Below are 14346 nucleotides of genomic sequence, written 5' to 3'. Positions count from 1 at the left end.
TCTGACAGAGGAGTCGAGCGACGCGACCAACCCGGATTCTGGAAATTCGAGGGTTGTCCTCCTCCTGCGTGGCAGGTTCTCAACACTCGCTCGAAGAAACAGGGGAAGCAAACACTTCCTGAATCGGGACGGACAAGACACTGGGCTGGGAGATGCAACCCTCGTGCCAGGGGTGCCTGAGTGGCGTTTCGCAATCCCAGCCAGTCGACACACGCCTGGTCGTCGGAAAAGCGGAAAACCCTGTTTTCCTGGGGATTTGTCCCAATCCTCGGCGTGCCGCGACGAATGAAGTTCTCAGTGGCGTGCAAGACCATTGCAGGGATGCGTAGAATCCCCAATGCGCATCACATGGTTCTCAAACAAACTAGAATAGCCGGACGGCGACCCGGATCGGGCACTGCGGGCTACCAAGGGAAGGCGACCCGGGATGGATGTGATTGAAAGTTTGCAAGGGTTTGTTGGGGAAAACCTGTCTCTGCTCGCCTCGGTGGACCAGGCTTGGCAGCCGACCGATTTCCTCCCGGACCTGCGCGCGAAGGATTGGGTCGAGCAACTCGCGGCATTCCGCAAGTCGGCCGAGCAGCTCTCCGACGAGTTACTCGTCGTCCTGGTCGGGAACATGGTCACCGAAGAGGCGTTGCCGAACTACACCCTGCCGCTCTCCCGAATCGCCCGGGACGAAACCGGGACCGCCGACGAGCCCTGGGCCCACTGGCTCCGCGGCTGGACGGCCGAGGAAAACCGCCACGGCGACCTGCTCAACGCCTACCTGCGGCTCACCGGCCGAGTGAACATGCGCGCGGTCGAGCTCACCATCCACCACCTGCTCAAGAACGGTTTCAACCCCCGCAGCAAGGACGACGGTTATTCCGGCCTGATCTACGCCGCGTTCCAGGAACGGGCGACCCGAATCACCCACATGAACGTCGGCAAGCTCGCGGCCGCGCAAGGGGATGAGAAGCTCGCGAAGATCTGCCGGCGAATCGCGGGGGACGAGGCGCGCCATGAGACGTTCTATACCCGCGTGGTCGGCGAGATCATGGAACGCGACCCCGAAGGGGGGACGCTCGCCTACCGGGCGGTCCTCAAGGGACTCATCGCCATGCCCGGGCGTCTGATGTACGACGGCCAGGATCCCAACCTCTACGACCACTTTGCCACGGTCACCCAGCGCGTGGGGGCGTACACGGTCCGGGATTACGCCCAAATCATCGAGCACCTGAACCAGAGCTGGGGCATCACCCAGCGCTCGCTCACCGGGCGGGCCGCCCAGGCCCAGGACTATCTCTGTCGGCAGCCGGAGCGTTACGAACAGGCAGCCGACGGGATCGCGGAACGAATCAACCAGACGCCCCCGGCGCCCTACACCTGGATCGAAGGCCGGTCGACCTGATGGGATCGATGGCGCGAGCGGTCTGCACTGGCATCGCACACCAGCGATCCGACTCAAAGAGACCGACTCCCGCCGCGAATGACCATGATGACGGAACGTTGGGAAGGCCAGGGATGACTCGGGCCACACAACGAAAAAAAAATCAAAAGAAGGCAGGATCCATGGACGACAAGCTCATTGGCTTGGGCGTGATCGGCTGCGGCGGGTTCGGCCTGTTTGCACTTCAACAGTTCACGCAAGTGCCCGGGGTCAAGTTCGTCGCGATGGCCGGTACCCACCGGCCGGCGGCCCTCGCCGCGGCGGCGCGGTTCGGGGTCGAGAACGATGACGACCTGGAAAAACTGTTCCGGCGAGACGACGTAGACCTCGTCTACATTGCGACCCCACCATTCCTCCACCACGCCCAGGCGATGGCCGCGCTGGAGGCGGGTAAGCATGTGATCGTCGAAAAGCCGCTGGCGATGACGGTCGCCCAGGCTGACGAGCTGGTCGCCAAGGCCCGGCAGCAAGACCGGCTCGTGGTCGCAAACCTGATGCAACGGTACAACCCGCTCTTCGATACGGTCTCCCGGCTGATCCAGGGACAGATGCTCGGCGAAGTGCTCCACGGGACGTTCGAAAACTACGCCTCGGACGAAAACTTACCGGCCAACCACTGGTTCTGGGAGCCGAGCAAGAGCGGCGGGATCTTCATCGAGCATGGGGTTCACTTCTTCGACATGTTCGCCGGCTGGCTCGGGCCTGGTCAAGTCGAGGCGGCGCAGGTCGGGACTCGGCCGGGGACCGCGATCGAGGAGCATGTCCAGTGCACGGTCCGCTACGGCGACGTCCCCTGGGTCAACTTCTACCACGGCTTTCACCAGACCGGGCGAATGGACCGCCAGGAGCTCCGGCTCGTATTCGAACGCGGAGATATCACGCTCCATGACTGGGTGCCGACTCGGCTTCAAATTCGCGCGGTGGTGGACGAGCGGCAGACCCGGAAATTATGCGACTTGCTCCCTGGAGCTCGGCTCGACGTGGTCGAACCGTACGGCGGCAAGGACCGGACCTGCCGAGGCCGAGGCCACGAATACGACGTCTACCAGAAGATCGACCTCGCGTACGGGGACGGCCAGGCCAAGTCACCGCTCTATAGCAAGCTGCTTCGGGCCATGATGGCGGATCAGGTCGCCTGGATCCGGGATCGCAACCACCAGCGGGTCGTGACCGAGGCCAATGGCCGAGATTCGCTCGTGACGGCCTGTGAAGCCGATGCGCTGGCTCATGCTCATCATCCACTTCGTTCGGCGGAGGCCGGCCGATGACCGTCCCGCGTCTGATGACCCGGCTCCTGCTCCGGCCCGAGGACCTGCCCCCGTCCCGCCCTGATTTCGAGGTCGTGGGCGTCTTCAATCCCGGGGCGGTCCAGGCGGGAGACGAGGTCGTCCTTTTGGTCCGGGTGGCCGAGCGACCTCGTGAACAACGAGCGGGGTTTACCGGCCTGCCCAGGTGGGACCCAGCCACTGATTTGACGGTTGACTGGGTTCCCAACGAGGAACTGGTCCCGATCGATCCGCGGGTCGTCAGAAACAAGGCGGACGGCCTGGTCCGGATCACGTTCCTCTCGCACTTGCGAGTCATCCGGTGCGGAGACGGGCGTGCGGTCCGGGAAATCACCGACGTCACGTTCCGCTCGCAAACGGAACTCGAGGAATTCGGAGTCGAAGACCCACGGATCACTCCGCTGGACGGCCGATTCTACTTCACTTATGTGTCCGTATCGCGCCATGGCCCCGCGACAGCGCTGGCGTCCACAATCGACTTCCGTTCGTTCGAGCGACACGGGATCATCTTCTGTCCCGAGAACAAGGATGTGGTCCTCTTCCCGGAGCAGATCGGCGGGCGCTTCGCCGCGCTGCACCGGCCGGTCTGCGGAACTCCGTTCACCCGGCCGGAAATGTGGGCTGCCCGATCGCCCGACCTGATCCACTGGGGAGCGCATGCTCCGCTGGCCGTCGCGGGCGCCGAAGGCGGAGGCGCATGGCAAGCCGGCCGAGTAGGAGCCGGAGCCCCGCCGATCCGCGTCCAGGACGGCTGGCTCGAGATCTATCACGGGAACCGGCAACCGACCCAACCTGGCGAAGTGGGCGCCTACTTCGGTGGCGCGATCCTCCTCGACCCGGATGATCCCGCCAGGGTCCTCCGCCGGTCCTCCGAACCCTTCTTCGTCCCCGAAGCCGATTTCGAAGTCACCGGCTTCGTACCCAACGTCGTCTTCCCGACCGGCCTGGTACGGAACCAAGCCCAGGGAACGATTCTCGTTTACTATGGCGCCGCGGATGCGTTCACGGCGGTTGCCGAGTTCGCGGAACGAGACCTCCTGAACGTGATGGCTCGCTGACGTGATGGCATGCGCCGTTTCAGATCATTGACGCCAACATGATGGGCCTGTTGTGGGGAAATGGCCGGACCTCGCCGAGTGCGTACGCCAACAGGAATCCGGGAACGACTCGCTGGCTTCGTCGGCATGGGGCCGCAGGCTCTCCAGAGCGGCGAATGAACCGGGCAGCCTCGGGCCAGCAAGGCAAACCATTCGGTTTCTAATCCCCGCATCACGTCGTCGTTGCTTTCTCGGACGCCAATCAGTTGAGCAACCGCATTGCGCTGACATCTCTCGAATCGCGTCATGGGAGTGTGCCTACAATGAGCTTACAGTCCTGCTCCATGGATCTGCGTCGCCTGGGAACATTGCAAATAAAATGAATGCATAGTGGGCCGTGCCCATCCCACAAAACCGATCTCACGCACGCTCGCACGCAATAAATCGGCGGCCGGCACTCCTCAGCATATGCCCGAGCCGATTGCTTCAGCCCAATTGTAGCGAATCGCATCAGCCACCGCATAGGCTTTGATACTTAGAACACCATCGCATCTTGATCGAGCGGTACGAGGAAGGGGCGGGGGGGGGCCAGAATCGCGTTTCAATCCACGGCTCAGGGCCGAATCATCGCGTTGAGCACGTCGTCGATCGACACGGTGGCGAACGTGCTGGCGTAGTCGGACATCGCGTAGGGGATGATCAGCTCACGGCCGTGCGGCAGCGCTCCGCAACTGTAGACGACGTTCGGCACATAGCCTTCGCGTTCGTTCGCGTTCGGTTCCAGAAGGGGGGTCGCCAGTCGCCCGATCACGCGTGTGGGATCATTGAGATCGAGCAGCATGGCGCCCATGGCGTACTTGCGCATCGGACCGACGCCATGGGTCAGGACCAGCCACCCGGCCTCGGTCTCGATTGGCGAGCCGCAGTTGCCGAGCTGGACGAACTCCCACGGATAGGTCGGCCTGGCGACGAGTTCCTTGGTGTACCAGAAGTGGAGCATGTCGGAGTACATCAGGTAGATGTTCTCGTTGTCCTGGCGGGAAAGCATCGCGTACTGGCCGTTAATCATCCGAGGGAAGAGGGCAAACCCCTTGTTCCGAATCTCCGTCCCGTTCAGGGTGCCTACCTTGAAGTGGAGGAAGTCTTCGGTCTCGAGCAGTTGCGGCAGGGTCACCCGACCGTCGTACGCGGTGTAAGTCGCGTAGTAGCAGACCTGGCCGCTGTCGTGGGTGAATTTGACGAACCGGGCGTCCTCGATCCCATTGGTCTCGGTGGGGGATGAGGGAAAGATGATCCGTTCCGAGACGTCGAGCTCAGGGCTGAAACGGATCTCGTAATTGGACTTGGCCAGCATGACCATCGTGTGGGCGATCGGCTCGAACTCGCGCTGGCGAGCTCGGTTGTGACGCATCACATTCTGGATCGCATGTTCCAATTCCCTGAGCGTGAAATGGTCGCCCAGCGCGGCCATGACCTGGTCGGTCAGGGGGCCGTTGGTCCCGAGCTCGACGAGTTTGCGGTAGAAGAGGGGTTTCTCATAGAGGGCGTTGGGCACCATCTCCGGGGCCTCGACGAACCGGGTCGGTTCGTCCATCCGGACCCGGTTCTCGGCGTCGAGCACTCCGGAGCGGAACGTGATCGACGAGATGTGCCCCTCGCCGGTGGCCCGCAGGCTCAAGATGAACCGGCACCACCCCTCAGGCAAGCCCGACTGATCGGGATGCAAGACCATCGACGGATTGAACAAGGCGGCCGACTCGAGGGCATATTCCTGAGTGAAGTAGGCCCCGATCAGCAGGCGGCGGTTCTCACTGAGAGATTCATCGGTGAGAGCGTAACGCCGGACCTGGTCGAAGCGGTGAAGCAGAAATTCACGGGTGCGCTGATGGCGCTCGTGAAACTCCTGCCTCACGTTCAACATCATGGCCTCAACCTCCCCTTCGGAGAGGGACGAGACGCGGGCGATGATCTTCTCGATCCGATTTTCGTTGGCCACCTCAAACGGTCGGATGACAACGCGTGAGTTGGACGGTTTGAGGGTGATCCCGGTGCGTTTAACGTCCATGTTGGTGGATTTGAAACCTTGATTTCGAGTTGTGTCGTCGCTTCTCACCATCCCTGGATCCAGTTGGACACTACCGCGCCGGGCGAAATGCCGCCAGAGAACTTTCCAACAGGTTCATCTCGGCGAGGGAGAGGAGAAACGCGAGCGTTGACTCGGCCCCCTGGTTCCGGTTGATGCGATCCTCCTGAAGGCCATCGCAGCACCCACCGGTCACCGGGTCGTACAGTTCCTGGCCCAGGTCATTGCGGCCGAGGAACCACTCGAAGGAGGAGCGGGCCTCGTTCACCCAATGCGGTTCCTGGGTCGCCCGGTACGCTTCCAGGCAGGCGGCGACGGTCGCGGCGGCCTCGATCGGTTGCTGATCGAACCGGGCCGGGGTCTGCCCCTTACGGTAGAATCCGTGGCAGCCGATCGCCCGAAAATGGCCTTGCGGAGCGCGCTGGACCTCGACGAGCCAGGTCAGGGCCCGCAGTCCGATCTCCAAGGCGTGCGGGTTGTTACCATCGCGGCCGCCAGCAATCAGGGCGTGCGGGAGGCGGGCATTGTCATAGGCCAGGATCTCCTCGAACCAGGGCCAGTCGGGCGTTGCCGTGCGGTCGTACAGATCAATGAGACGGGTCGTCAGCGCATCGCGAATCTGGCCGGCGAAACGATCGCCGCTAAACCGGTGGAGATATTCATGGATGCCCAACAGCCCGAACGCCCAGGCACGAGGCGAGCTCATCTCCGGCAACACCGGCAGTGCAATCTCGAAGTGGGAGGCTGCCCAGGCCGGCAGGTCGGACCGCTGCGACCGGCCGACACAGACGCCCAGCGCCCAGACCGCCCGCCCGTGGGAATCCTCCGACCCCACCTTCTCCAGCCACTGGCGGTCGAAGCCCATGAAGTTGCGGAACCGTTTCCGCTCATGATCGAAGGCCGCCTGAAGAAACGCCGCCGTGGTCGTCGCGATCCGTCTGACCTCGAGCCCGTCGTAGCCGAGTTCTCCCAGAAGCACGGTCAACAACAGCGCCCGAGCGTTATCGTCAGTACAGTACCCCTCGGCGAAATTGGGGATGGTGTAGGTCGCATGCTGAAACATCCCTGTCGAGTCGGTCATCCGAGAGAGGTGATCGAGTCGCCAGTGCGGCCTCTCGGATTGCTGCTCGGCCAGAGTCCGAACCGCGAGCGGCTTGAACGGCTGGTCCTGACGTCCGTGGCGAGCCCGCTGAAACGACTCCATGTAATGGTGGGCCGAACGCTCCCAGATCATTTCCCGGCCTATCTCATAAGCATTTTTACACATTTCGAGTCGCCGCGGCTCGTCGCGCAAGAGTCCGCAGATCTCCCGCGCCAGCGACTGCGGGTCGGCAAACGGCACGATCACACCGCGTCCCTCGGCCAGCAATTCCTCGGCGTGCCAGTACGGCGTCGAGACGATCGCCTTGCCGCAGCCGAACGAGTAGGCCAGCGTGCCCGAAGTAATCTGCGCGGGATTCAGGTACGGAGTCACGTAGACATCCGCCGCGCGGATGAACTCGGTCAACTGGTTCAGCTCGACGAACCGGTTGTAAAAGATCACATGGTTCTTGATACCGAGATCTTGGGCCAGACGCTCCAGAACCAGCCGGTAGCGTTCGCCTTGCTCACGGACCAGGTCCGGGTGGGTTGCCCCCAGAACGATGTAGACGAAGTTGGGGAACTGCTCGAGGATCTGGGGCATGGCCCGAAGCATATGCTCGATGCCCTTGTTGGGCGAGAGCAGCCCGAACGTGAGCGCCACCAGTCGGCCGTCAACGCCAAACTGATCCTTATACAAGTTCGGGTCGACGAACGGCGTGTCGGGGATGCCGTGCGCGATGAGGTCGATCTTGGCCTCGGGGATGCCGTAGATCTGCTGGAGGAACGTCCGGGCTCGCTCGGTCATCACCACGACACGGGCGGACAGATTCGCCAGTCGCATCAAGACCCGGCGCTGGTCGGCGCTGGGATCACTCAGGACGGTGTGTAAGGTCGTGACGATCGGCATGCGCAGATCGCGGAGCAGGCCGAGGATGTGGCTGCCGGCCGGGCCGCCGTAGATCCCGTACTCGTGCTGGAGGCAGACGACGTCCGTGTTGGCAAAGTTCAGGAAGTCAGCCGCTCGCAGATAGCTGTTCAGATCCTGCTCGTCGATCTCGAAGCGGACCTCGGGCGGATAGTCGTACCCTTCGGGACGATCGTTAACAGGCACGACGAAGCACTCGGCATCCGGGAACTGGCTGGCCACCGAGGCATGCATGTCGTGCGAAAACGTGGCGATACCACACTTACGGGGCAGGTAATCACCAACGAACGCAATCTTCTTGATGTCGGAGTCGCGCATAAGAGAGTGGGCTCATCCAGGGTTAGCCCGGGCTCGCTCCGGGGGATCTGTCGGCAAGTGTCCGTAGACTTCGCCTCCACTCACGATACCACACCAAAACCGCGGCGGCGAACGAGATAACGACCGCTTCCCCGCCGAGTAATGACCAGAAAACGGCCGTCACACCAACATCAGGTTGGCTTTCTTCTGGGACCGCAGGCCCAGACGAACATAAAAATCACAAGAAACTTCCGATCCGTCCGTATCCTCGAAGGACACGATTTTTCTGACGGAGCCTCAAGCGCCTTTCAATGGCCTGGGGGCGCCGTCTTCGCGGCGTAATCCCAATGCGGACGGGACGCCTACGGCCCCGGGAACCGCCATCGATCGAGAAGCCGCACGCACTCTCTCTCGCATCGACGCCAGGACCATCCTCGGGCTTTCAAATCCCGCTGGCTCCGCCCCGAATCGAGCGCTTTCGCCGGTCGAGAAAATCATCGAGTTCAGTCTTCTCTCGGGGTGGGACGAAGACCCTCATGACTTCTCCCAACTTGCCGCCGTCAATAAACTCTCGCACGGCTTTCGCTTCTTCGCCTTCGAATCGGATCAGGGGCTTCCCGCATCGCCGACCATCGAGATGTGGACGATATCCTCTTGCTCGACAACAAATTGAGCGATGTTCTCAATATTGATTGTGCGTTTACCAATTCTGATCCAGGCCATGGTCACGGATCCTCTCGCCGCTGGAGAACGACCCGCCCGAGCCTTCAACACCGGGCAGCGCAGACGAATCGAAGCGTGATTCAAGCACGCAATGATTCAGAGTTTAACACGCGGAGACGTGGTGAACAAGGAGGCAGTAGCGGCTGAAACCGCTCGGACACGACGGATTCATGGCCGGCCCCCTTACGTTCAACGAGTGCGATCCCCAGGGCCTCGTCCGCGAGCGTCGCCAGCATGAGATTCAGGCCGATCACCACATACCAGCCCCACGGTGCGGGCGCACGTTCGTTCTCGCCCCCTGAGCCAAGCAATGGTTTGAGCATTAAGAGTGATCCGAGGCTCAGAAAATAGAGGCTGAACGACATGGTGCTCTCATTCGCGCCGGTCCCGAAATAGCCCAGAACGGAGAACGGGAGTTCGGCGAATCCGACGAGCAGAAACAGGATCCAGTCTGCGTCGCTGAGGCAAAACCGCTCCGGGGCCTCTTGAGAACCCATCCGGTCGGCCAACGCCGCGAGACGGTCCACAATTCCCACCGCCAGCAGCAACAGCAGTGGAGCATGCTTTTCCTGGAACTCGATCAGGGGAGAGAGGAAGTCCACCCAGCGTTCGCCCCGAAGCGGCGTCGCGCTGGACGCGACTCCGCCATCAATGCCGTGATGCCCCGCTTCGAACGCCGCAAGCACGATCAAGGTCATCGCCAACCCACCGACGAACCCAGGAAGCAGGAGCCGAAACCGACGATTGCCCCCCCCAGTCGCCAACGCATAGGCGGGAAGCGCGAGGAGCAGAAGCGGAACCGCGAGTTGCTTTGCCCAAACCGCCAGCACAGCGAACAACAACGAAATCGCGCAGGTCCAGGGATTTCGCCCGCCGCCGCCCCGGACCATCAACACCACAGCCAGAGCCGCCAGGGCCAGTGCGGGCGCATCGGCCTGCACCTCAGTCGGGCTCGACCGCAACGATCGGATATTGGTCGTCAACAGCACGAAGGCGAAGAACAGCAAGAGCGATCCCATGCGGGGCCGTCTCCACCCGCGTCTCCAACCCCTGGGCCCCTTTCCATCACGGAGTAGTAGCCAGGCCGCCGGGCCGTAGTAGTAGAAAAGGCTCAAGCCCCGAGACACCAGGATCTGAAAGCCTGAATGGTTCAGCAAACCCGCGGGCGAATAAGCCAACGCAAAGACTGGACCAGAGATCGCGCCGTCGAGCAGCCCCACCTTGCCCGGGAACGCGAACCAGTATCCGTACGACAGCCCCATCGCGGCTGCCAAGCTCGAATCGATCCTGAAACTCGCCGCCGAATGGAAGGTGAGGCTGACCAACCAGTGCCAGGCCACGGTGCAACCGAGGAACGGGAGCACCGAGAGTCCAAACCGTTCCCAGATCGGCCGGTCGACCGAGGCGAGACCGCGTCCAATCCCTACCCCGACGGAAACCACGCACGTCAAAGCAAAGAGCACCTGTGTGATTGACAACGGAAGTCCTCATAACACAACAGATAACAATTCTTGATTCCGGAAAGCGAAGCGAGCTGCCACATTAACTCAATTCAACTTCTTATCTTTTCTCAATTGGTCTCCCGCCCATAGCAAGTCCAACCCGGCAGATCGGCCACGTGCATCCGGCGAAAACTCTTCAAATAGGTCATCGCCCCAACCTGGGCAAGTCCCGCCGCGTTAGGGGGATAGCAGACGAGCCGCGTGCGAGGAGGGATGTGTCGAAAGAAGTGGTCGGAACTCGTCGGGATTCCGGAATAGGACCGACCATTGATGCCATCCTCGGTGTGATAATACTTTCCCTCGGCGGCCAGATGAGCTTCCGGATTCCAGGGAAAGTACACCTCCCCGGGATGGGCGCGGATGAACCGCTCGGCCACGGCGGAGTCTTGCCAGGTTCCCTTGCGTTCGACGAGCGCAACAGCCATCGCCTCGACCTCGAACATTGCCAACACAAAGCTCACCCCGATGACCAGGTACCAAACCCAATGCGTCGACCTACTTTCGTTCTCGGTTCCCGAGCCAACCAACGGCTTGAGCATTAAGAGAGTTCCCAAGGCCAAAAAGTAGAGGCTAAACGACATGCTGTTTTCATTGCCCCCTTCTCCAAAGTAGCCCATTAAGGAAAAGGGAAGTTCGGCCAGCCCCGCAATCAGAAACACGATCCAGCCTCGGTCGCGATAGCCCAGCCCCTCGGCCGCCCACGCGAGACGGGCCTGACCGGCCACCGCGAGCAGGAATAACAACGGCGCGTGCCTTTGCTGGAGCACGACCAGCGGATAGAGGAAATCCACCAGGTTTTTGGCCCGAAATCGATGGCGGCCCGGAACCTCCACGATATTCAACAGAAGACTACTCGGGTCGAGAACGAAGAACAGAATCAAAGTAATCACCAACCCAACCACAATCCCAGGCAGGAGCGAACGGAACGGGTTCTTGAGCCCCCCCGTCGCCAGGGCATAGGCGGGCAGCACGACGAGTAAGAGCGGGATCGTGAGTTGCTTGGACCAGACGGCCAGGACCGCCAGAATCAACGAGAGCGAGCAGGTCCAGGGATTTCGCCCGCCGCCGCCCCGGACCATCAGCACGACAGCCAGAGCCGCCAGGGCCAGCGTCGGCGCATCGGCATGCACTTCCGTCGCACTGTAACGCAAGGCTCGAGAGTTGGTCGTCAAGAGCACAAACATCAAGAAGAGCAGGAACTCTCCCACACCGGGCCGCCCCTTGCGCCCCTCGCCACCACGGAGCAAGAGCCAGGCCGCCGGCGCATAGTAGTAGACGAGGCTCAGCCCGCGCGCCACCAAGATCTTGACGCCCGCATCGCCCAGCAAAACGGCCGGCAGGTAGGCCACCGAAGACACCGGCCCATAAATCCAGCCGTTGATCGGCCCCTCCGTCGCCGGGTAGTAGAGCCTGTATCCATGGAGAAGCCCCATCGCGGGCGCCAGCCTTGCACCATTCCAGAAGGTGGCCATCGAATGAAAGGCAATACTCACGACCCAGTGCCAGACGACCGTACAAACGAGGAACGGCGTCAACGCAATCCCAAGTCGTTCCCAGATCGGTCGGCCGGCCGAGCCACGGTAGAGTAGGCCCCCCCACCCGACGGCCGCGAAATTCGACAAGAGGAAGACAGCCTGTGCCATCGACAACGAAATCTCTCCAACCCTCACTTACCTGAGAAAGACTCTGGATCCAGGGCCAACTGGACCGAAAGCGAGTCTCCCTTTCATTCTCTTCCCTCTTCCGACTAAGTGAGCCCCGATCGAAAACCAGCCCTCAAGAGCGAACCAAACCGCAGCGTAGTCGCAACCGGAATTGCACTAATAGAATTCCAGTTTTAGGTACACAATACAAGCCTTCCTGCCCTATCGCCTGCATGAGACATTCTCAACACTCGACAGCCCGACCTCCCTGCATTCGCTTGTCCTGTTTGGCTTGGCCTACGGCTCCCGCCAAAGTCGACGTGGCAACTTATCACAAAACCAAAGTAACGTTCGCACGGCAGATCCTTATCATCCACACACACTGACATGAAAGAGGCCGAGCTTCGCCGCCCCGGCAACGGAACCGGCAGCCAATGCAATCATCCAACCGTGAACACCAAATCAAGGAGAGCTCATCAGCCTGATCTCCATGAACGCTGCTTCTGGGTCGCCGGTGATTTCGGCGGGAATCCGGACCAAGGACGTGCGATGACGCACTTGTCCGATCTTTGGATTCAACAATTGCATGCTTGCGGAATACACAGACGCTCGTGACCGGCCACCGCCAGGCACGAGCGAATGGTTTTTTGCATGTCGTCGCCGAGACCTGATTCCCGATATCCAGAGGCAGTCGGCAAATCGAAACGGTGTTCGCGCGAGCGAGCCCGCGGCCTTGCCGCAACTGACAATCACGATCTCTCGCGAGTCACGGAACGATGAGCCAGAAATCCCGCGCCTTTCGCCCAACCGCAAACAGCCTCGAATCCCGGATCACGATGAGCGCGACGACCGTCCGTCCGCTGGTCCAGCCCGAGGTCACCAGCCTCGCGATAGAAAATCGCGCCACTGCCACCTCGGGAACATTGACGGGAAGATATCTTGCCACCGACCAGGACAACCGGGCGGCGGATGCCCCACTGGAAGTCAACCTCAACGGCGCGGGTAAAATTCAGGGTCTGGGTCGAAGCACGTATACCGGCACGCTCAATTTCGGCGGGTTTAGGCTCCCGAATCAGCCGGACATCCAAGGCACCGTGAAAATCAGCAACGCCAAGGGCAGCATCACCATTCAACTCTCAGGCTCGGGGGGACACTCCCAAATCCCCAACGCGCGGTTCGCCCTGAATGCCTCGATCGTGAGTGGGACAGGGGCCTACACCAATCTCCGGGGAATCGGCACAGCCAACGCCCTGTTCGGCAAGAACACCGCCCGATCCATCACGCCCCCCAGCCCGATTGGCGGCACTTTGACCCTCACCTTGAATCTGAGGCCGCCGATCCGGTAGGCCGGGAACCGGGGGCCCCTCTGCTTGCCGGGAGGGCCCCACGAATCGCATCGGTTGGTCGAGCCGTTCGGGACGGGCAGGGCAGGGGCATCACCCTCCGAGAAGCCTGGAAGAGATCGACGGCCCTGGTTCCCGATTCTTCTGGACTTACCAACACCTCCGGTATTCCATTGGTAAGTGATCGATCTCGGCGAGTCCGGATACGGAGAGACTCCATGTTGGGAACCGAATGCGACTGACCACCTTTCGTCTACTCCTCATGATCGCGGTTTCGGCCATACTTGTGCATCTCGCCACCGCCCCTCGGAAAAGCCGGGACAGAGAGCGCTACGAGCGTTGCTTGCAACTCGCCGATTCACACGCTCGCCTTGGAGTTGAATACCGGAGGAACGCCCGAGGGAACGCTCCAATGCTAAGAATAGCCGCATGGCACGAGCACATGACGCACAAGTTTAACCGGGCCGCGCAACAGCCCCAGAGCCCCTTCCCTCGAAGTGAACCTCACCCACCCACGGACTGGAGAGGTGCGACCTCCAAGAACGACGCGGTAACACGCTGAAGTCACCGATGCGTCACAAGCCCCTCGCACGGATCGATACGAGGCCCGATTAAGATTCTTCCCTCTCATAAACACTTGAGGCACATGCCTGGATCGATTCCCACCCCGGTGCGAGAAAGTTCCTCCATCCCGAAGCACTTTTTGGGAAAAAGCCGCCTGGTGAGCGTGCGGCGGCGGCTTCCCAAAGTGGCAGGGCATTCTCGCCACCAACGGGTTGACCGGATCGTCGGAGCCATCCTACACCCACCGGCGAAGGGCCTGGTGGTTGGTATCGCGACGGTGTGTGAAAGACAAATGCGATCGCACCCAACGCAAGACAGAAACATTTAATTTCGACTGTCCTTTGCGCTGGACCACCTGAGAGACATTGCCTTGGCGCGAAAATCAAGCGAAACTAGCCACTGGAAACGGATCTAACGCCCACGCTCAT

8 protein-coding genes are annotated in these 14346 nt (G+C 61.3%); 4 read left to right on the top strand and 4 right to left on the bottom strand.

From position 1 onward, the window contains the following. Positions 1-427: 427 nt before the first annotated feature. The 3 genes from V5E97_RS27335 (at position 428) to V5E97_RS27325 (ending at position 3776) form a co-directional block, all read left to right on the top strand. Complete coding sequence (locus V5E97_RS27335; RefSeq protein ID WP_406694733.1) at positions 428-1393, top strand: acyl-ACP desaturase; 966 nt, start codon at positions 428-430, stop codon at positions 1391-1393. Between the two features lie 161 nt (positions 1394-1554). After that, positions 1555-2700, top strand: coding sequence for a Gfo/Idh/MocA family protein (locus V5E97_RS27330; RefSeq protein WP_406694732.1), 1146 nt, complete (start codon positions 1555-1557; stop codon positions 2698-2700). Beyond that, positions 2697-3776: a glycoside hydrolase family 130 protein gene (locus V5E97_RS27325; protein ID WP_406694731.1), complete on the top strand. Its 1080-nt coding sequence runs from the start codon at positions 2697-2699 to the stop codon at positions 3774-3776. The genes V5E97_RS27330 and V5E97_RS27325 overlap by 4 nt, the downstream gene beginning before the upstream one ends. Before the next feature lie 592 nt (positions 3777-4368). On the opposite strand, the gene V5E97_RS27320 is transcribed toward V5E97_RS27325, so the two are convergent. The 4 genes from V5E97_RS27320 to V5E97_RS27305 form a co-directional block, all read right to left on the bottom strand. After that, positions 4369-5820, bottom strand: coding sequence for a glycoside hydrolase family 130 protein (locus tag V5E97_RS27320; RefSeq protein WP_406694730.1), 1452 nt, complete (start codon positions 5818-5820; stop codon positions 4369-4371). Positions 5821-5890: 70 nt separating this feature from the next. Then, positions 5891-8164 carry a glycosyltransferase family 4 protein gene (locus V5E97_RS27315; RefSeq protein WP_406694729.1) on the bottom strand — a complete coding sequence of 758 codons (2274 nt, stop codon included), beginning with the start codon at positions 8162-8164 and terminating at the stop codon, positions 5891-5893. 782 nt (positions 8165-8946) lie between these two features. After that, complete coding sequence (locus V5E97_RS27310) at positions 8947-10344, bottom strand: hypothetical protein (RefSeq protein ID WP_406694728.1); 1398 nt, start codon at positions 10342-10344, stop codon at positions 8947-8949. Positions 10345-10436: 92 nt separating this feature from the next. Further along, the gene (locus V5E97_RS27305) at positions 10437-12011 is read right to left on the bottom strand and encodes a hypothetical protein (RefSeq protein ID WP_406701226.1); all 1575 of its coding nucleotides are present in this window, start codon (positions 12009-12011) and stop codon (positions 10437-10439) included. 776 nt (positions 12012-12787) lie between these two features. Between V5E97_RS27305 and V5E97_RS27300 the strand changes: the two genes are divergently transcribed. Further along, positions 12788-13357 carry a hypothetical protein gene (locus V5E97_RS27300; protein WP_406694727.1) on the top strand — a complete coding sequence of 190 codons (570 nt, stop codon included), beginning with the start codon at positions 12788-12790 and terminating at the stop codon, positions 13355-13357. The last annotated feature ends 989 nt before the right edge of the window (positions 13358-14346 follow it).

Source organism: Singulisphaera photorubra, from assembly GCF_045290345.1.
Taxonomy (GTDB): domain Bacteria; phylum Planctomycetota; class Planctomycetia; order Isosphaerales; family Isosphaeraceae; genus Singulisphaera.
The sequence above is the reverse complement of the archived record's forward strand: the minus strand, read 5'-3'. Positions and strand labels throughout refer to the sequence as shown.